We start from the raw sequence: 19,563 nt of genomic DNA on the forward strand, positions 1-19,563 counted from the left end.
GGCGGTGGGACACAGGTGGACCCTGAGGAGTTCGGTGCCCACGTCCATTTGGTTACGCAGGCGGGCTCCACCTGGATTTCAGTCTGCCCCAAAAGCCCTGCCCCCGCCGCGGGTGGGGCTGGGCCGGCACGCGGGCCGGCGGCCGTGGCCTACAGCGTGCCGTAGCTGTGCAGGCCCGACAGGAACATGTTGACGCCCAGGAAGGCGAAGGTGGTCACCGCCAGGCCTATCAGCGCCCACCACGAGGCGACCGTGCCGCGCAGGCCCTTGACCAGTCGCATGTGCAGCCAGGCCGCGTAGTTGAGCCAGACGATCAGCGCCCAGGTCTCCTTCGGATCCCAGCTCCAGTAGCCGCCCCAGGCGTCGGCGGCCCACAGCGCGCCCAGCACCGTGGCGATGGTGAAGAAGGCGAAGCCGACGGCGATGGCCTTGTACATCACGTCGTCCAGCACCTCGAAGGCCGGCAGGCGGGCGGCGATGCGGCGGCGGCCCAGCAGGATGCCGGCCGCGATCAGCGCCGAGATCAGGGCATAGCCCACCCAATAGCTGCCGCCCGCCTCGGCCACACCACGCTGGCGGAAGGCGATGGGCACGAAGCACAGCGCCGCGCCCAGGAGCCAGATGGGTGTCAGGCGCCACCAGCGGGTCTCGGCCGCCTGCTGCTTGATGAGGTAGGCGAAGGCCACCATGGCCGCCAGCGAGAAGGTGCCGTAGCCGATGAAGTTGGCCGGCACGTGCAGCTTCATCCACCAGCTCTGCAGCGCAGGCACCAGCGGCTGGATCTCGTGCGCGCCGCGCACCAGCGTGTACCAGAGCAGGAAGCCCACCGCCGCGCTCACCACCAGCATGACGAAGGCGCCGAGGGCGCGGGTGCGGTAGCGCTCTTCGTAGTAGAGGTAGAAGGCCGCCGTCATCCAGCAGAAGAGCACGAAGACCTCGTAGAGGTTGCTCACCGGGATGTGGCCGATGTCGGGGCCGATCTGGTGGCTCTCGTACCAGCGCACCATGGTGCCGATCAGCGCCATGGTGACGGCCGCCCAGGCCAGGCGCGAGCCGATGCGCTCCATGGCGTCGGATTGACCGCTGGCAAAAAAGCCCAGCCAGTAGAAGACGGTGCTCATGAAGAAGAGCACGCTCATCCACAGGATGGCCGACTGGCTGGAGATGAAGTATTTGAGCCAGAACACGGTGTCAGCCCGCGCCAGGTCGCCCTGGTAGCTCACGATGGCCAGCACCGAGGCGGCGGCCACCACGACGCCCAGGCGCTGCAGCGGCCGCCAGAACCAGCCCAGCCACACCAGCGCCGGCAGCGTGCCCAGCAGGATTGCCTTTTCGTACCCGTCCATCGCGCCGTGATAGCGCGCCAGCGCGAACAGCCCGCCCGCCAGCACGAAGGCGGCAAACAACCAGTCGGTCAGGCTGCGGCGGGAAAACCAGCCTTCGTTGAGGCTCAGCGTGGTGGTGCTGGTGACGGTGTTCATCGGGATGGTGTCTCCGCAGAAGAAGGCGTGTCGGCCGGGGGCAGGCCCAGCAGGCGCTCGCGCAGGCGGTGGAATTCCTTGTCGGTGTCCAGGCCGCGGCGGTTGACCGAGAGGGCCATCGACGCCTCGGCGCCGGTTCCGTCGGCACGGGGCGCCAGCCACACCCACAGCCGCCGCTCGCGGACGTAGAGCATGGCAAAAATGCCCACGATCAGCAACAGGCAGCCCAGGTAGACCACGCTCTTGCCCGGCGCGCGGGCCACCTGGAAGACGCTGGCCTGCACCTGCGTGAAGTCGGTCAGCATGAGCGCCACGGGCGCTGGGTAGAAGGCGGCGTCGCTCAGCGAGAGCACGGCTTGCGTGAGCCAAGCCTGGGATTTCTCGTCGCGCTGCAGTGGCGGCTGACCCGCCTGCGTGCGGCTCAGGTTGAGCAGCTCGAAGAGCACGTCGTTGACCACGCGCACCAGGATCTGACCCGCGCGCTCGCGCTCGGCTCCGGGCACCTGCTGGTCGATGAATTCGGCGATGGCCTGCCAGCCGGAGGCATTGCGCCCATCCGCGCGCGCCGTGCCGGCCTGCAGTTGCTCGGCACCGGCAAACAGGCCGATGGCGCGCAGGGCCGAGGCACGCAGCTGCTGCGCCTGCTCCGGCCGATCGGGGCCGATGGCCTGGGCCACGTAGCGGTCGACGGCCTGGGCGCGCACGGCCGGGTCGGCCAGCGCCTCGCGCAGGCGGGTAAAGCCCGCCGTGCCCATCTCGTCGTCGGCGGGCACGCGCAGGTAGCGGAAAGGCTGGTCGGGCTGCTCCCGCACACCCAGCAGGAAGACCGGCGGCGCGCCCTCCTCCATCACCGTCGGCACCATGTAGTTCTGGTACTCGCGCGCCTGACCGGCCGCGTCGCGCAGCTTGTAGCCGATGCTCGGGCCGATGTTGCGCAGCTCCTTGGGCTTGTCCACCTTGTGGGCCGCGCCCAGACGCGACTCAAGGCTGCCAACCAGATCCACCTTGCGCACGTCGGCCCCGCTGCCGCCGTTGGCGCCGGCGAAGTTCTCGACGTTGATCACGCGCAGCGCGGTGTATTCGAGCGTGAGCTTGTCCTTGCCGTTGGTCAGCTCGGTGCTGGTGCCGATGGTGCCCTCGACCTCGAAGGGCTTGGCCGCCGCGCCCATGGGCACTGCGCGCAGCTTCACGCGCGAGCCGCCATCGTCGAAGCTGGATTGGTAGATCTCGATGCCCTTCCAGCTCGCGGGATGGTTGACCTCGATGCGCGCAGTCTTGGTCTCGCCGCTGGCGCGGTCGTGCAGCACCACCTCGCTGGCGAAGAGCTTGGGCATGCCGGTCGCGTAGTAGTCGACGATGAACTTCTTGAGCTCGATGGCGAAGGGCAGCTCTTGCAGCAGCACGCCATCGGCCTGGTTGAGGATGGCCACCGACGACTGCGCGCCCTCGGGCACCAGGATGTTGCCGCGGAAGGTCGGGTTGGTCGGCGCGAGGCGGTGCTGCGCGGGCACGTCCGCGATCATGCCGCCGCCGGTGTAGACCGACTTGTCGCCCAGCCAGGTCTGTGCACGCACGATCAGGTCGCCGTCGAGCAGGCCGCCCAGGCAGATCAGCACGATGGCGCCGTGGGCCGCGATGTAGCCCAGCTTGTTGGCGCCGCCCGCACGGGCCGCCACCATCCAGCCCGCCGGCGCGCCGGCCGTCTCGCGCTTCTGCAGCTTGACCTTCCAGCCGCCCCCAACCAGTTGCTGGCCGATGCGGTTGGCGGCGGCGTCGGGCGACTCGGCCAACACCGTCTCGGCGCGCAGGCCGAAGGCCTTCAGGCCCTGCACGCGAAGGTCTTCCTTGTAGCTGCGCAGGTCGCTCATGATGCGCGGCGTGTTGCGCGCGATGCACAGCGAGGTGCTGATCACCAGGAAGGCCAGGATCAGCAGGAACCACCAGGCGCTGTAGATGGTGTCCAGCCGCGCGCTGCGGAACACCTGCGCCCAGAAGGGCCCGAACTGGTTGATGTAGTTGTTGATCGGCTCCTGCTGCTTGAGCACGGTGCCGATCACGGATGCGATGCAGATCACCGTCAGCAGCGCGATGGCGAAGCGCATCGACGACAGCAGCTCCACGGCGGCGCGCAAGGACTGCGAGCCGGTTCGAAGGCGAAGGCCGTGGGTGGAGACGCTCATGACGGAAGGCAGCAATGGGCAGGAAAAAGGGCGGGCGATCCCCAGGGATCGGCCCGCCCTTGTTGAGTTGGATTGTCGGCGGTTGGTTCGACGGTTTTTTGACTTGCGTTAAGTCAACGCAGGCCGGCAATGTAGTCGGCCACGGCCTTGATCTCGCGGTCGTTCATCTTGGCGGCCACGCCCGTCATCTGCGGGCTGTTGGCGCGGATGCCATCACGGAAGGCCTTCAGCTGGCCCTCCGTGTAGTCGGAATGCTGGCCACCCAGGCGCGGGTACTGGGCGGGGATGCCGGCGCCGGTGGGGCTGTGGCAACCGGCGCACGCGGGCACCTGGCGGTCGGCAATGCCGCCGCGGTAGATGCGCTCGCCCAGCACGACGAGGTCCTTCTCCTTGGCGAAGCCGGGCTTGACCGTCTTGCTGCCCAGGAACCATGCGATGTCTCGCATGTCCTGTTCGCTCAGGTTGGCGACCATGGGCTGCATGATCGCGCTCTTGCGCTTGCCGGACTTGAACTCGTGCAGCTGCTTGAGGATGTACTCGGGATGCTGCTGCGCCAGCTTGGGGTTGGCGGCGATGGCCGAATTGCCGTCGGCGTTGTGGCACGAGGCGCAGGCGACACCATTGGACGGGGCTGTCGTGAAGAGGGTATCGCCCTTGGCCGGATCCGGCTTGGCGGGCTTGGCCGCGGTGGCCGGAGCATCTGCCGCCATGGCCGTTCCCCCCAGAACGGTCCCCAGCACGGCAGCAAGCAGATAAGGCGCGAACAACTTCATATCGTGGGCTTCTTCACTTGTACGCTGACTGGCGCAAAACCGGGCAATTCTACAATCGCCCTCCCTTTCCACGGCCTCCTTGAGAACCCTGTACCGAATGGATCAAACTTTTCCGCCCTCTCCTGCGGATGACGCGGCCGACGCCGCAGCGGCACCCGCCAGCGGATCGGCGGAGAACGCCAGTCCGCCCGCCTCCACCGTCCCTGCGACGCCCGCACCCGCCGCCAGCTTTGCCGAGCGCGCCCGCACCGCCCTGGGCTGGATGCACACCGCCCACTTCCTGCTCAGCTCGCCGCGGCTGGACACCCTGCCCCCGCTGGGTCTGCCCGAGATCGCCTTCGTCGGCCGCTCCAACGCTGGCAAGTCGACGGCCATCAACACGCTGACCCAGCAGAAGCGGCTGGCCTTCGCGTCCAAGACGCCCGGCCGCACGCAGCACATCAACCTGTTCGGCGTGGGCAAGGGCCAGGTGGACGACGCCGTGCTGGCCGACCTGCCCGGCTATGGTTATGCCGCGGTGCCACGCGAGGCCAAGCTGCGCTGGCAGCGCGTCATGGGCAACTACCTGATGACCCGCGAGCAGCTGTCCGGTGTCGTGCTGATGTGCGACCCGCGCCTGGGCATGACCGAGCTGGACGAGGTGCTGCTGGAAGTGATCCGCCCACGCGTGGAGCAGGGCCTGAACTTCCTGGTGCTGCTGACCAAGGCCGACAAGCTCACGCGGGCAGAGGCCAACAAGGCACTGTCGATTGCGCGACTGCAGGCCGGCGGCGGCGAGGTCAGACTCTTCTCCGCCCTCAAGAAGCAGGGTGTGGACGAGGCAGCCGAGATCATCTGGCGCTGGACGCACCCCGACGCCGCCTGACGCGCCTGCCCGACCGCGCATGTCGTCCGGCCCCACAGACAGGAGACATGTGCGATGACCAACATCCAGACCTTCGAACGCGCGCTGCCGCACGGCATCACGCTCAGCTGTCGCGCGGCGGGCGAGCCGGGGCGGCCACTGATGCTCTTCCTCCACGGCTTTCCGGAGGCGGCCTTCATCTGGGACCCGCTGCTGGCGCACTTCGCCCGGCCGGAGAACGGCGGTTATCGCTGCGTGGCGCCCAACCTGCGTGGCTTCGAACGCTCCAGCGCGCCGGCGGAGGTGGAGGCCTACCAGGCCCACCGCCTCATGCAGGACCTGCGCGCCCTGGCCGAGAGCGAATCGGCCGGCGGGCATATCGACACGCTGATCGCCCACGACTGGGGCGGCGCCTTCGGCTGGGGCATGGCCAACGCGATGCCCGAGCGCATCGGCCGGCTCGTGATCATCAATTCGCCGCATGCCGGCACCTTCGCGCGCGAGCTGAAGAACAGCTCCGAGCAGCAGGAAGCCAGCGCCTACATGAACTGGCTGGCGCGCCCCGGCAGCGAGGAGGTGCTGGCGCGCGACGACTTCGCGCGCCTCTTCGGCATGCTGTCGTCCATGCAGGCCGGTGCTGGCAATGCCGACTGGCTCACCGAGGACGTGAAGGCGCAGTACCGGGATGTGTGGTCGCAGGGACTGGTGGGCGCCTGCAACCTCTACCGCGTCACGCCGCTCAAGCCTGGCGCCGACATTCCCGACATCCCGCGCGAGCGCGTGACGGTGGACATCCCAACCCTGGTGCTATGGGGCATGGCCGACATCGCGCTGCGCCCAGGCCTGCTCGATGGCCTGGGGGACTACGTGCCCCAGCTCGAGGTCGAGCGGCTGGAAGGCGCCACGCACTGGGTGGTGCACGAGCAGCCTGAACTGGTGATGGCACGCATCGGCGCCTTCATCCGGCGCCATCCGGCCTGAGAAGCAGCCTTTGCATGCAGGGACGTCCAGTCGAACGAAGACTCGGGCTGAGCCTGTGAACGAAGACCGTTCGAGCTGAGCCTGTCGAAGCCTGGAAGCAGCGTTCCTCCCTAGTACACCGAGGGCTCGCCCGGCGGCCGCGTCTTGAAGCGCCGGTGCACCCAGTAGTACTGCGCGGGCATCGTGCGGATCCACTCGGCCAGCTGCGCATTCATGCGCGCCGTGTCCGCGATGGCGTCATGGGTCGGAAAGTCCTGCCAGGACGGCAGCACCTCGATCTCATAGCCGTCCTTGGTCAGCCGCGACAGCACCGGCACGACCTTGGCGCGCGCCAGCCGCGAGAAGCGCGACAGCGAGGGCGTGGTCGCCGCCAGCGTGTGGAAGAAAGGCACGAACTCCGTGTGTGCTGGACCGAAGTCCATGTCCGGCAGCAGATACAAGAGGCCGCCGCGGCGCAGGTTGGCCACGATCTGCTTCACGCCGTCCATGCGGTGCAGCACCGTCACGTTGCCGAAACGGGTGCGACCCTCGCGCGTCCATTCGTCCATCACCGGGTTGCGCTGCGTGGTGTAGATGGTGGTGGACTGCTTGGGCGTGTGCATGGTCAGCCGCGTGGCGGCGGCATCCAGGCCGTAGAAGTGCGGCGCGAAGAGGATGGTGGGCTGCTCGCCCACGTCGATCTCGTCCAGCGCGCCTTTGAGCGTCACGCGCTGGCGGATCACCTCGGCCGGCGCATGCCACAGCCAGGCGCGGTCGAACCAGGCCTGGGCGACGTACACGAAGGTCTGGCGCGCGATGCGGCGCCGCTCCTCGGGCGTCTTCTCGGGGAAGCACAGGGCCAGGTTGACGTCCACCACATGGCGGCGGGGCTTGGCCAGAGCGTGCAGCACCGGGCCGAGGGCCGCGCCCAGTCCACGCACCACCGGCAGCGGCAATCGGGCCAGCGCACGCATGAAGCCGATGCCCAGCCGGGCCGAAACACTCATCGCGCCGTCTCCATCTCGGCGCGCGGCGCCTTGTAGCGGGCATAGTCCCAGACGTATTGCCCGGGCAGGCTCAGGATCAATTGCTCGATGCCTCGATTCATGGCGGTGGCGGCCTCTTCGGGGGCGGCTTTGGGGTCGGAGAGGGCCGGCGCATCCAGCGGCTGCAGGTGCACGGCATAGCCACGGCCGCGCGGCAGCCGCTCGCACACGCCCAGGAAGACCTGGGCGCCGGTCAGTTGCGCGAGGCGCGGCACGAGGGTCATGGTGTAGGCGGGCCGACCGAAGAAGGGCGCCCAGACGCCCAGCCCCGTCGGCGGCACCTGATCGGGCAGGATGCCGGTGTAGCCGCCTTTCTTGAGCGCACGCATCAGCCCGCGCACGCCCGACACGTCGGTGGGCAGCATGTGCAGGCCGGGCCGGTCGCGCGAACCTTCCATCAGCGCCGCCATCCACGGCTTGCGCGGCGGACGGAACAGCGCGGTGATCGGCCCGTGGCTAGCCAGGAAGCGCTCGCCCAGGGCCTGGCCCAGCAACTCCCAGCAGCCCAGATGCGGCGAGATGACGATGGCGCCGCGGCCCGATGCCAGCGCGGCGCCCAGGGCCTCGTCGCCCGTCCACTGGCGCACACGGGGCAGCACGCTCTCGCCCGCCGGGCGGGCCCAGAGCCAGGGCAGTTCGGCGGCCATGCGGCCGGCGGCGGCGATGGCCGGGCGCCATTGCTCGGGCGTCAGGCCGGCCTGCGCGGCATTCGCGCGAAAACGCCGCCGGTAGTCCGGCGCCAACGCCCAGACCAGCCAGCCCAGCAGCCCGCCGAGCGCATGCATCAGCGGCAGCGGCGCACGGGCAAGCAGACGAAACAACGCGATCATCAGGTGTTGTCGGACAAACGGGTGGGTGGAAAACCGACGCGCGGCCCAGCGGGCTGGGACCGGCATGAATAGAATCGAAATTGTCGCCGAGTTACAGGACTACTTGCAGGGCGACGTTAAACCCAACTGCTAAAGCGTTCGCCAGAGACTCCCGAGGTTGCCGGCAAACGCCCGGTCCGCATCCTTCACGCAGGAGTTTTCTCGAACATGGCGAACGACTTTCTCTTCACTTCCGAATCGGTGTCCGAGGGCCATCCGGACAAGGTGGCCGACCAGATCTCGGACGCGATCCTCGATGCCATCTTCGAACAGGACCCGCGCTCGCGCGTGGCCGCCGAGACGCTGACCAACACCGGCCTCGTGGTGCTCGCGGGCGAGATCACCACCAACGCGCATGTCGACTACATCCAGGTCGCGCGCGACACCATCAAGCGCATCGGCTACGACAACACCGACTACGGCATCGACTACAAAGGCTGCGCGGTCATGGTCTGCTACGACAAGCAGTCCAACGACATTGCCCAGGGCGTGGACCATGCCAGCGACGACCACCTGAACACCGGCGCCGGCGACCAGGGCCTGATGTTCGGCTATGCGTGCGACGAGACGCCCGAGCTGATGCCCGCGCCGATCTACTACGCCCACCGCCTGGTCGAGCGCCAGGCCCAGCTGCGCAAGGACGGCCGCCTGCCCTTCCTGCGTCCCGACGCCAAGAGCCAGGTCACGATGCGCTACGTGGACGGCAAGCCGCACAGCATCGACACCGTGGTGCTGTCGACGCAGCACCATCCGGACCAGAGCGAGACCGCCACCAAGATGAAGGCCAGCTTCATCGAGGCGGTGATCGAGGAGATCATCAAGCCGGTGCTGCCCAAGGAGTGGCTCAAGGAAACGCGCTACCTGATCAACCCCACCGGCCGTTTCGTCATCGGCGGTCCGCAGGGCGACTGCGGCCTGACGGGCCGCAAGATCATCGTGGACACCTACGGCGGTGCCTGCCCGCACGGCGGCGGCGCCTTCTCGGGCAAGGACCCGTCGAAGGTGGACCGCTCGGCCGCCTACGCGGCCCGCTACGTGGCCAAGAACGTGGTGGCTGCGGGCCTGGCGCGCCAGTGCCAGGTGCAGGTCGCCTATGCCATCGGCGTGGCCAAGCCGATGAACATCACCGTCTACACCGAAGGCACGGGTGTGATCTCCGACGACAAGATCGCGGCGCTGGTCAACGAGCATTTCGACCTGCGTCCGAAGGGCATCATCCAGATGCTGGACCTGCTGCGTCCCATCTACGCCAAGACCGCCGCCTACGGCCACTTCGGCCGCGAGGAGCCGGAGTTCACGTGGGAGCGCACGGACAAGGCGGCAGCGCTGAAGGCGGCTGCTGGGCTGTGATCGGGTTCATCCGCTGAATGGGTGACGGGGCTCTTCGGGGCCCCGTTTTTGTTTGGGGCCCTCTGAAGTTGCTCAGCTGGCACCTCTCGACTTTCGAGGGCTGTCATCACGGCGTGCGGAAGCATTCGCTGTGGTCGCATGAGGGGTCCAAGGACCGTTGCCTCCGCGAAGAAGCCCGGCGGGAACGGCCCCCAGGGCGCGGCCGATGTGCGTGCCCCTCGCTGAACGCTCGGGGTCCCCTGCGGTGCTCGCCTGGCGAGTGCGTGGCGCAACTCGCTGCGCGCTGACGCGCTCCGCTCGGACAAGCGCCACGAGTCAGAGACGGCCGGTGCGCGATGTTCGCGCACCTCACTCGCCAGGCTGCGCGCCTCGGCACGCCCAACGGCCGCGCCCTGGGGGCCGCTCCCGCCGGGCTTGACGGTTGATTGAAGAGCGTGGTCGCTGGGCAGTCCACCAACTCCCGACTTGAACAGGTATCGGCCCGCCCTGAAGGTGTTCGAAGAACGGCAAAGGGGCCACGTCCACCCGATCACCCTGGAGCCGGCCCCGGCCCGCCCGGCCGACTCGCCCTCAGGATGCGCCGAGGCGCGCAGCCGGATGAGCGAGGCCCGCGGCCCCCGCGGGCCGGTTGTGACTGACTCGCGGCGTTTGTTTGAGCGCAGCGCGAAGCGCGGAGCGAGTTACGCCGCGCGCTCATCCGGCGAGCACCGCAGGTTCCGCGAGCGTTCAGCGAGCGGCGCAGCGTGTGGGCGAGGCGGCCGGGCGGGCCGGGGCTGGCGGAGCGCCCAGCGCCCGGAAACCCCACTCAAAAGCCACATCCGCGGGCACCTGTCGGTGGACTGCATCAAAGGCATGGGGCATCGAAACGCCTGCGCAACGCAGCGGTTGCCAAGGTAGACCAACCCGACCATCCCCGCCCTTGCCAAACTCAGCAGTCGCACCAAAGCTCAATCCGCCCGCGCCCCCGAGTACTTCACGATCGGCGTCCACTTCTTCACCTCGGCCTCGATCAGCGCCTTGAAGGCCGCCGGCGTCGTGCCCTCGACGATGAAGCCGCGCGACGCGAAATACTCGCGCACATCCGGCGAGCGCACCGCCTTGTTCACCTCGGCACTCAGCTTCTCCACCACCTCGGGCGGCGTGCCGGCAGGCGCGAACAGCCCCTGCCACGACAGGGCCTCGAAACCCTTGAGGCCCGCCTCGTCCAGCGTCGGCACGTCCGGCAGCATCGGGTGCCGCGTCTTCGACGTGACGGCCAGGGCCCGCAGCTTGCCGGCCTGGATCTGCGGCATCAGCACCAGCACGTCGCCGAAGGTGGCCTGGATCTGCCCGCTCATCAGGTCGGTCAGCATGCCCGCGCTGCCGCGGTAAGGGATGTGGACCATCGACACGCCCGCGGCCTGCTTGTACATCTCGCCCGTCAGGTGCATCGAGGTGCCGTTGCCGGCCGAGCCGTAGCTCAGCCCGCCCGGCTTCGACTTGGCCAGCGCCAGGAACTCCTGCGCCGTGCGCACTTTCACGTCGGGATTCACGGCCAGCACCAGCGGCGCGCTCACCACCATCGAGACCGGCGCGAAGTCCTTCACCACGTCATAGGGCAGCTTGGCGTACAGCGCCTGCGCGATGGCATTGCTGCCGGTCACGCCCATCAGCAGCGTGTAGCCGTCCGGCGCGGACTTGGCCACGTAGTCGGCGCCCACGGTGCCACCGGCACCGGCGCGGTTGTCCACCACCACCGGCTGGCCCCAGGCACTGGCCAACTTGTCGCCGATGCGCCGCGCCAGCACGTCGGTGCTGCCGCCGGGCGGAAAGGGCACGACGATGTGGATGGGCTTGTTCGGATAGGCGCCCTGCGCCTGGCCGAGGACCGGCGCCAGCAGAGCACCGGTCGCAAGCGTCGCCACCAGGGCCAGGCCAGCGCGGCGACGAAGGGAGAAGGACGTTCGGTTCATGGGCACTCCTGGCGTGGGTCGGGATGGAAGGAAGACGACGGGGAAAGCAACGAAGACGGCGGCGGCGACGGGGTGCCTGCAGTGGCGGCCACCGCACCCCAGCCGCCGCCGCCTGCGGTCTCGATGAACAGCAGATCACCGGCCTGCCAGCGCACGCGACTGCGCGCGGCCAGCGGCTGCACGCGCCCGTCGGCATGCAGAAGGCGTGCCGACGCGCTGGCACCCGCGCCGCCGCCCTGGGCGCCGCGGGCCTGGCTGCGGTGACGCTCGCCGCGGTAGGCGATCCAGCCTTCGCCGTCGAGCAGCAGGTATTCGCGCCGCACACCGTCGCCGCCGGCCTGCGCGCCCGCGCCCCCGGAGCCGCGGCGGATGGCGTACTGCAACACACGCAGTGGCGCTTCGGCCTCGATCACCTCGATGGGCGTGTTGCGCGCGTTGCCCACGTCGGTGGAAACGCCCGCGCGGCCCGGCGCCGTGGAGCTGGCGCCGGCACCGCTGGCGATGATCTCGGTGAACATCCAGCGCTCACCGTCGCCGCGCGTGCCGCTGAGCGCGAGCACGGTCGCCACGCCGGCATGCGGGGCCACGCCCTCGCCTTGCGCGCCCGTGGCCTGGGCCCACGCGCCGAGGATGGCGTTGCAGGCCAGCTTGACGGTGGCCGTGCGGGCGTTGACCGCGGCCGGCCAATCGGGATTGACCACGCTGTGCGGCGGCAGCCGCAGCGTCAGCGGTGCCAGGCAGCCCGCATTGTTGGGCGCCTGCGGCGCCAACGTGCGCATGAAGAACAGCGCGGCCGACAGCATGGCAGCCGCAGATGCGTTGAGCGGCCCGCGCATCTGCGGCGCACTGCCCTCGAAGTCGATCGTGATCGCTTCGCCCTGCTTGTGCAGCCGCACGGCGATAGCGATGGGCTCGGCACCCTCGCCGTCGCCATCGAGCGCGTCGTGCCAGTGCCACTCGCCATCGGGCACGGCGGCCAGCGCGGCGCGGGTCATGTCGGCGGACTGGGCGAGCAATGCCTCGCACACGGCCGCGAAGCGCTCGCCGGTGTGGCGGGCGATCTGCCGCAGTTCACGCGCGCCCTGGGCCAGCGCCGTCCACTGCGCCTCGAGGTCACCGCGCAGGTTGGCGGGCGTGCGCGTGTTGGCGCCCAGGATGGCGTCGATGTCGGGCAGCACGCCCGCCGCATCGCGCCAGCGCACGGGCGGCAGACGCAGGCCTTCCTGGTGGATCTCGATCGCGTCGGGCGGGATGGAGCCCGGCGCCATGCCGCCCACATCCTGGTGGTGCAGGCTGGTGGCCGCCAGGGCGATCAGTTCGCGGCCGTCGAAGACGGGATGCACCAGCGCGATGTCGGGCAGGTGCGTGCCACCCGACCACGGGTCGTTGAGCAGATAGACATCGCCGTTGCGCATGGCGCCGGCCGGAAAGCGCGCCAGCACCCCGGCCACGGCCGGGATCAGCGAGCCCAGCAGCAACGGCAGCGAACGCGCCTGCGCCAGCAGGCGGCCGTCGGGCAGGAACAGCGCCGCCGCGCAGTCGCCGCCCTCGCGGGCGATGGTAGAGACGGCGGCGCGCATCATGGCCGACTGCATGCGGTCGGCCGCGCCCTGCAGAGCCAGACGCAAGGGCTCCATGCGCAGGGCGATGGCGGGGTCGGCGTGCGGGGTCATCGGGCGGCACCTTCTGCACAGGCAGCGAGACGCGGTCTTGCCCCCTCTCCCGCGAGGGGAGAGGAGCGGCTGGGGCACTCCCGGGCGAACGAAAGGGCGCGCTCGCGGCATTGGCCGGTGAACGCTGAAAAGCGGATGCAGCGCGGCGATCTCATGACGACACCGCCAGCTGCAGGCTGCCATCGCCCTCGATCCGCCAGCGCCAGCCAGCAGGCACCCAGACCGTGGTCATCGGCGCAAAGAGCGCAGCCGGACCATGGCCCTCCGGCGCGATGCCGGCCCAGGCCTCGCGCACCGTGCGCAATGGCCTCGTGGCCGACTCCGCAGGGCCGCGTACCATGCCCAACGCGGCCATCACGCCCGCCTGCGGCAGCACGCGCACGGCGGCCATGCCGGCGAGCGCCGCGACCTCCGCGGCATGCTGCGCGCCGCCGCCGCCCACGGCCACCAGCAGCGCGTCCGCTGGATCCAGCCCGCGCTGGAAGGCATGGGTCTTGAGTGCCTCGGCCATGTGCGCGGCAGCCGCCTGCACCACGGCCTCGGCCGCTTCGGCGAGCGGCAGGCCCAGCGGCACGGCCACGTCGCGCGCGAGCGCGGCCTCGGCGGCACGGCAGTCCAGCGCCAGTCCGCCCGCCAACCGATCAGGCAGACGGCCGAGCACGCACAGTGCATCGCTCAGCGTCGCCAAGGTGCCGCCCTGCCCGTAGGCTGCCGGCCCCGGCCAGGCGCCCTGCGAGCGCGGGCCGATGCGCAGCGCCCCGCCCGCCAGCACCTGAAGCACGCTGCCGCCGCCGATGGCGATGGAGGCGATGTCCACGCAGCGCTGGCGGATGCCCAGCCCGCCGCATTCCAGCGATTCGGCGAAGGCCGACTGGCCGCCGTGCAGCAGCCCGATGTCGGCACTGGTGCCACCCACGTCCAGCGTGAGCAGGGCGCCACGGCGGGCGCCTTCGTCCAGGCAGGCCGCCACGCCGCGCAGGGCGGCGCAGGGGCCGGACATGGCCAGCCCGATCGGCCGCGCGGCCAGGTCCTGCCAGGGCCGGACCACGCCTTCGGAATGCATGAGCATCGGTGCAGGCAACCGACGGGCGGAGAGCGCCTCGGCCAGCGCCCGCAGGTAGCCGGCCGCCAGCGGCTTGGCGTAGGCATCCAGCGCGGTGGTGAGCGCGCGCTCGAACTCGCGCGGCGCCGGGTCGACCTCGTGCGAGAGCGAGACGTGCAGATGCGGCAGACGCGCCCGCATCAGCTCACCAACCTGCTGCTCATGCGAAGGGTTGCGGTGCGAGAACAGCAGGCAGACCGCCACCGCCTGCACGCCCGCGGCCGCGATGGCGTCTGCGGCGGCGTCGAGCGCCGTCAGGTCCAGCGGCTCGACCTCGCGGCCCCCGGCATCGATGCGCCCGCCGATCTCGAAGCGCAGCGGCTGCGGAAAGAGCGCCGCCTCGGGCACCGCTGGCGCGATCACGGGCTCGTACAGCGCACGCCGATCCTGCCGCGCCAGCACCGGCACATCGCCGAAGCCACGCGTCAGCAGCAAGGCGATGGGCGGCCGGTCCAGCTCCAGCAGCAGGTTGGTGATGACGGTGGAGCCATGCACCACCCGGCCGACCTCGGCCGGCGCGATGCCTGCCTCTGCGCATAGCCGATCGATCGCCTCCACCACCGGCTCGGCCAGACGCCGACCAGCACGCGGATGCTTGATCGCCACGCTGCGCCCGTCCTCGTGCAGCGCCACGGCATCGACGAAGGTGCCGCCCATGTCCACGCCCAGCGACCAGGGCGCTGCCATCACCGGAAGCGCTCCGGCGAGAAGGGCATCAGGTCCACCTGCGTGGGCCGGCCGGCCACCAGGTGCGCGATCTCGCGGCCGGTGGTGGCGCCCATGCACATGCCCATGTGGCCGTGGCCGAAGGCCAGCCAGGCGTTGTCGGCGCTGCGCGCCGTGCCCACCACCGGGAGGCTGTCGGGCAGGCAGGGCCGATGGCCCATCCAGCGGGTGAAGGCCGAGGTGTCCAGGTGCGGAAAGAGCTGCCGGCCCTGCGCCAGCAGCGCGTCGGCCCGGGCCAGGTTGGGCTCGGCAGCCAGGCCGGCGAATTCCACCGTGCCCGCCAGCCGCAGACCCATGGCCATGGGGTTGACCATCAGGTTGTGCTCCACCGCCATCACCGTGTGGCGAAGCTGCAGGTTGGAGCTCTGCACGGTGACGTGGTAGCCGCGCTGGGTCTCCAGCATCACCGGGCTGCCCAGCGCGGCGGCGAGCCGGCCGGACCAGGCACCCGCGGCCACGACCACGCCGTCCACCGCCAGGGGCGCCCCCGCGTCCAGCTTCACGGCCGTGACGCGGCTGCCCTGCCGCTCGAAGCCGGTGACGCGCTGACGCAGGTGCGTCGCGCCGTCGGCCAGGCACTGGGCATGCAGCGCCTTCACCAGCGCGGAAGGGTCGGTGGTCGAGCCGTTCTCCGGCGCGAGGATGCCGAAGCGGAAGCGCCCCTTGAGGTCCGGCTCCAGCGCCTCCAGCTCGTCCTGCTCCACGTCGCGCATCTGCACGCCGAGCGAACGGCGCAGCTCCATGCCCCAGGCCCACTGCGCCGCCGTCTCGCGCGAGGAAAAGACATACAGGCAGCCGCTGCGCCGCACCAGATGCTGGGCCTGGGCATGGGCCAGCAGCGGCTCGTAGCTGTCGAAGATGGGCGCCAGCAGCGTGCGCAACGCGGTGGCGATGCGCGTGACCTCCTCGCGCGAGGAATGCCGCAGCATCCGCAGCAGCCAGGGCAGCACCACCGGCGCATAGGCCCAGCGCACCGTCAGCGGCCCCAGCGGGTCGAGCAGCCAGCGCGGCACCTTCTTCCACATGCCGGGCATGCCCACGGGGAGGCAGGCGCTGGGCGAGAGCGAGCCGGCGTTGCCGAAGGAGCAGGCCTCCCCCGCTTCCTGCGGGTCGACGAAGGTGATGCGATGGCCGTCGCGCTGCAGCCAGGCGGCGGTGCAGCTGCCCACGATTCCGGTTCCGATGACGGCGATGTGCATGGGCCGGCATTCTGGAAAGCTTGTCGGCCATCAAGCCAGCCAATTCTTTTCATGGGCCCATCAAGACTTCTGATAATCGGCCGCTTCCCATCGCCTTGCCCGTTCCACGCTGGTGCAGCCCTCCCCCACCCTCAACGCCCTCAGCCTGCGGCAGATGCGCGCCTTTGCCGCCGTCGCCCGCGCGGGCAGCTTCACGGCCGCAGCGCGGCAGGTCAACCTCACGCAGTCGGCCGTCAGCATGCTGGTACAGCAGCTGGAAGAGGCGCTGGGCCTGCCGCTCTTCGACCGCGGCCAGAGCGTGACGCTGACCGAGGCCGGCCGCCAGCTGCTGCCGCTGGCCCGACGCATCCTGGACGACCTGCAGCAGATGGCCGAAGGCGCCTCGGACCTGCGCTCGCTGCGCACCGGCCTGCTGCGCGTCGTGGCGCCGCAGATGCTGGCCTGCACCTGGGTGGCGGCCGTGCTGGGCGAGTTCGAGGCGGCGCATCCCGAGATCGGCCTGCGCATGGCGGACGCCACGGCCGATGCGGTGGTCGGCACGGTGCGCCGTGGCGATGCCGAACTGGGTGTGGGGCCCGAGCGGCCCACCGGCGAAGACGTGGCCCGCACCTTCCTGATGGACGTGCCGATCCGCCTGGTCTGCGCCGCCGGCCATCCGCTGGCCGGGCGCAAGGCCGTGGCCTGGGACGAGCTGCGCAACGAGCGCTGGGTGCTCTATTCGAGCGAGTTCAACCGCCACCTGGAGCGGCACCTGCATGCGCACGATGCCTCGCTCTCGCTGCAGACCGCCGCCGAAGTGGAGTACCTGACCACCGCCCTGGCGCTGGTCGGCGTGGGCACCGGGCTGGCGGCGGTGCCGGACTATGCGCGGTCCTTCGCCGACAACTTCGGCCTGCGCTTCATCGAGCTGCGGGGGCCGGAGATGCGGCGGCCCTACTACATCTACCAGCGCCGGGGGCTGGCGCTGTCGCCGCCGGCCCTCGCGTTCGTCCAACTGCTTCAGCAACGCGCGGCGCGGGCTGCCGCGGGCTGAGCGACGGTTGTCAGCTCCGGCCGCGGCTGCCGGCCACGAGGCGCATGCCGGGCATCAGTTGCGCGGCCAGGTCGGGCCGCTCCAGTGCGTAGTCCAGGTTCATGCGGGCGATTTCCACATGCTCCTCGCCCAGCGCCTGGGCGCGCGAACCCTGGCCGCGCTCGATGGCCTGCACGAGGGCATGGTGGGTGCGGTGGGCCTGGCGCATCCACTGCTGCCCTTCTTCCATCGAGGACTGCATGGGCAGCATGGCACTGGGCGCGGCAAAGGGCTGGCTGGCCAGCATCTCCAGCGTGCGCAGCACCGCCGCATTGCCGCAGCCTTCGAGGATCAGGCGGTGGAAGCGGTCGTTCATCTCCACGTACGCGGCGTAGTCGTCGAGCTCCATGGTGGGCTTGTTGACGGCACGGTCGCCCTCGTCCAGGCAGTCGTGCAGCTGGCGCAGCAGCTGGCGCGAAGCGCCGTCCTCGGCCAGCAGGCGGGCCGCGAAGCCTTCGATCACGCCGCGCACGCGGATGGCGTCGGCGATCTCGCGCGAGGTGAAGGCCCGCATCTGGTAGCCGCCTGAGGGCGAGGGCTCGATCAGCCCTTCATGCTCCAGGCTCGCCAGCGCCAGCCGAACCGGCGTGCGCGAGGCGCCGAGGCGCTCCGAGAGCGGGATCTCCGCCAGGCGCTCGCCCGGGCCGAATTCGCCCTTGAGGATCATGTCCCGGAGTTGAACGAGCACGCGTGATTGTTGGGAGTCCATGGCGCAGTTCCGAAGCTGCGGCGGATTCTAGGCGCCGGCGTGCAGCGGCATGCCCATGGCGCACCTTGGCGCGCAAGTTGCATGCAGAAGAAGGATCGCCTCGGCGACGGCAGTGATGCCCGGCGCTGGTGCATTCCCTCGCTCCATCCTCACCAACAAAGGGAAAAATGCTCCGGCATCTTGCAGCCGGGCCAGACACGCGCCATTGACGGAACACAAGGATCGGCCCGACACTGCATGCAATTGCATACAACGAAGTGCAGACCTTCGATGGAGTAACCCATGATCACCCAGGAACAGAACGACTTCATGACCCGCGTCGCCCCCGGCAAGCCGGCCGGCGAACTGCTGCGGCGCTACTGGCAGCCCGTCGCGCTGCTGGAAGAACTGGACGGCCCGCGCCCGCTCAAGGCCGTCAAGCTGATGGGCCAGGACTTCGTGCTCTTCCGCGACGAGACCGGCCGCCTGGGCCTGCTCGACCGCGACTGTCCGCACCGCGGTGCCGATCTGGCCTTCGGCCGGCTGGAGGACGGCGGCCTGCGCTGCCCCTTCCACGGCTGGCTGTTCGACGCCACCGGCCAGTGCCTGGAAACGCCCGCCGAACCCGTGGGCAGCAAGATGTGCACGCGCATCAAGCAGGGCGCCTACCCGGTGGTTGAGCGCTCGGGCATCGTCTTTGCATACATCGGCCCGGGCGAGCCGCCGGCCTTCCCGGAGTTCGACTGCTTCGTCGCACCCGGCAGCCACACCTTCGCCTTCAAGGGCTTGTGGGAATGCAACTGGCTGCAGGCGCTGGAGGTGGGCATGGACCCGGCCCATGCCTCCTTCCTGCATCGCTTCTTCGAGGACGAGGACACCTCCGAGAGCTACGGCAAGCAGTTCCGCGGCGCCTCGGCCGACTCCAACCTGCCCATCACCAAGGTGCTACGCGAATACGACCGGCCCGAGATCGCCGTGGAGCCCACCGAATACGGCATGCGCCTGACCACGCTGCGCAAGCTCGATGAAAAGGCCACCCATGTGCGCGTGACCAACGTGATGTTCCCGCAGGCCTTCGTCATCCCGATGAGCGCGGAGATGACCATCACCCAGTGGCATGTGCCGGTGGACGACACCCACACCTACTGGTATGCCATCTTCACCAGCTTCACCGGCCCGGTGGACAAGCAGCAGATGCGCGAGCAGCGCCTGGCCACCATCGAGCTGCCCGACTACGTCTCGCGCCGCAACAAGTCCAACCAGTACGGCTACGACGTGCAGGAGCAGGCCAGCCAGACCTTCACCGGCATGGGCATGGACATCAACGTGCACGACCAGTGGGCCTGCGAATCGCAGGGCCCCATCCAGGACCGCAGCCGCGAGCACCTGGGCGCCACCGACAAGGGCATCATCACCTTCCGCCGCATGCTGGTGCGCGCCATCGAGAGCGTGCAGCGCGGCGAGCGCGAGGCGCCCCTGCTGATCGGCGCCGACCAAGCTGCCGCCTTCAGCGGCCCGCCCTCCATCGACGGCGTGAACGACCGCGGCAGCGACAACGACGCCTACTGGCGCGAGGCCGACCGAGAGCGCCGCCTCAAGAGCAGCTGGGCCGCCGCCCGGCTGAACAACGGCCAGGCGGGCTGAGCGC

General features: G+C 69.9%; 15 protein-coding genes. 5 read left to right on the forward strand and 10 right to left on the reverse strand.

All coding sequences use genetic code 11. The annotated features are described in order from the left end of the window. Positions 1-149 precede the first annotated feature (149 nt). The 3 genes from ccsB to KBC94_RS12965 all read right to left on the reverse strand — a co-directional run bounded on the left by ccsB (position 150) and on the right by KBC94_RS12965 (position 4,434). Entirely contained in the window at positions 150-1,481 is a 1,332-nt protein-coding gene (ccsB, locus tag KBC94_RS12955) for a c-type cytochrome biogenesis protein CcsB (protein ID WP_294370590.1), read from the reverse strand. Beyond that, positions 1,478-3,661, reverse strand: a complete 2,184-nt coding sequence (locus KBC94_RS12960; protein ID WP_294370592.1) for a cytochrome c biogenesis protein ResB — start codon at positions 3,659-3,661, stop codon at positions 1,478-1,480. The genes ccsB and KBC94_RS12960 overlap by 4 nt, the downstream gene beginning before the upstream one ends. Positions 3,662-3,774: 113 nt before the next feature. Next, a complete protein-coding gene (locus KBC94_RS12965; protein WP_294370594.1) occupies positions 3,775-4,434 on the reverse strand; it encodes a c-type cytochrome in 660 nt (219 codons plus the stop codon). 262 nt (positions 4,435-4,696) lie between these two features. Between KBC94_RS12965 and yihA the strand changes: the two genes are divergently transcribed. Together yihA and KBC94_RS12975 are read left to right on the forward strand one after the other, a co-directional pair. Further along, positions 4,697-5,299: a ribosome biogenesis GTP-binding protein YihA/YsxC gene (gene yihA, locus KBC94_RS12970; protein ID WP_294370771.1), complete on the forward strand. Its 603-nt coding sequence runs from the start codon at positions 4,697-4,699 to the stop codon at positions 5,297-5,299. Positions 5,300-5,353: 54 nt separating this feature from the next. Then, on the forward strand, positions 5,354-6,259 hold the full coding sequence (locus KBC94_RS12975; RefSeq protein ID WP_294370596.1) for an alpha/beta fold hydrolase: 906 nt from the start codon (positions 5,354-5,356) through the stop codon (positions 6,257-6,259). Positions 6,260-6,369: 110 nt separating this feature from the next. On the opposite strand, the gene KBC94_RS12980 is transcribed toward KBC94_RS12975, so the two are convergent. Both KBC94_RS12980 and KBC94_RS12985 read right to left on the reverse strand, forming a co-directional pair. Next, entirely contained in the window at positions 6,370-7,245 is an 876-nt protein-coding gene (locus KBC94_RS12980; protein WP_294370598.1) for a lipid A biosynthesis acyltransferase, read from the reverse strand. Continuing rightward, positions 7,242-8,114: a lysophospholipid acyltransferase family protein gene (locus tag KBC94_RS12985; RefSeq protein ID WP_294370600.1), complete on the reverse strand. Its 873-nt coding sequence runs from the start codon at positions 8,112-8,114 to the stop codon at positions 7,242-7,244. The genes KBC94_RS12980 and KBC94_RS12985 overlap by 4 nt, the downstream gene beginning before the upstream one ends. A 207-nt stretch (positions 8,115-8,321) precedes the next feature. Here KBC94_RS12985 and metK point away from each other — a divergent pair, with 207 nt between their 5' ends. Continuing rightward, positions 8,322-9,503 carry a methionine adenosyltransferase gene (gene metK / locus KBC94_RS12990; protein WP_294370601.1) on the forward strand — a complete coding sequence of 394 codons (1,182 nt, stop codon included), beginning with the start codon at positions 8,322-8,324 and terminating at the stop codon, positions 9,501-9,503. Between the two features lie 947 nt (positions 9,504-10,450). Here metK and KBC94_RS12995 read toward each other — a convergent pair. From KBC94_RS12995 to KBC94_RS13010, 4 genes are all read right to left on the reverse strand, one after another. After that, positions 10,451-11,455, reverse strand: a complete 1,005-nt coding sequence (locus tag KBC94_RS12995; protein ID WP_294370602.1) for a tripartite tricarboxylate transporter substrate binding protein — start codon at positions 11,453-11,455, stop codon at positions 10,451-10,453. After that, positions 11,452-13,128 (reverse strand): hydantoinase B/oxoprolinase family protein, encoded by a 1,677-nt coding sequence (locus tag KBC94_RS13000; RefSeq protein WP_294370603.1) that lies wholly within the window; start codon positions 13,126-13,128, stop codon positions 11,452-11,454. Before KBC94_RS13000 ends, KBC94_RS12995 begins: the two co-directional genes overlap by 4 nt. Positions 13,129-13,279: 151 nt before the next feature. Beyond that, positions 13,280-14,917: a hydantoinase/oxoprolinase family protein gene (locus KBC94_RS13005; protein WP_294370605.1), complete on the reverse strand. Its 1,638-nt coding sequence runs from the start codon at positions 14,915-14,917 to the stop codon at positions 13,280-13,282. Continuing rightward, positions 14,917-16,155, reverse strand: a complete 1,239-nt coding sequence (locus KBC94_RS13010) for an FAD-dependent oxidoreductase (RefSeq protein WP_294370606.1) — start codon at positions 16,153-16,155, stop codon at positions 14,917-14,919. The genes KBC94_RS13005 and KBC94_RS13010 overlap by 1 nt, the downstream gene beginning before the upstream one ends. A 112-nt stretch (positions 16,156-16,267) precedes the next feature. Here KBC94_RS13010 and KBC94_RS13015 point away from each other — a divergent pair, with 112 nt between their 5' ends. Continuing rightward, positions 16,268-17,188: a LysR family transcriptional regulator gene (locus KBC94_RS13015; RefSeq protein ID WP_294370607.1), complete on the forward strand. Its 921-nt coding sequence runs from the start codon at positions 16,268-16,270 to the stop codon at positions 17,186-17,188. A 10-nt stretch (positions 17,189-17,198) separates the two neighbouring features. Here KBC94_RS13015 and KBC94_RS13020 read toward each other — a convergent pair whose 3' ends face one another. Then, positions 17,199-17,936: a GntR family transcriptional regulator gene (locus KBC94_RS13020; RefSeq protein WP_234194497.1), complete on the reverse strand. Its 738-nt coding sequence runs from the start codon at positions 17,934-17,936 to the stop codon at positions 17,199-17,201. A 282-nt stretch (positions 17,937-18,218) separates the two neighbouring features. On the opposite strand from KBC94_RS13020, the gene KBC94_RS13025 reads away from it, so the two are divergent. Next, complete coding sequence (locus tag KBC94_RS13025; protein ID WP_294370612.1) at positions 18,219-19,559, forward strand: aromatic ring-hydroxylating dioxygenase subunit alpha; 1,341 nt, start codon at positions 18,219-18,221, stop codon at positions 19,557-19,559. Positions 19,560-19,563 lie beyond the last annotated feature (4 nt).

It is taken from the genome of Pseudacidovorax sp., from assembly GCF_017991995.1.
Classification (GTDB): Bacteria; Pseudomonadota; Gammaproteobacteria; order Burkholderiales; family Burkholderiaceae_C; genus Xenophilus.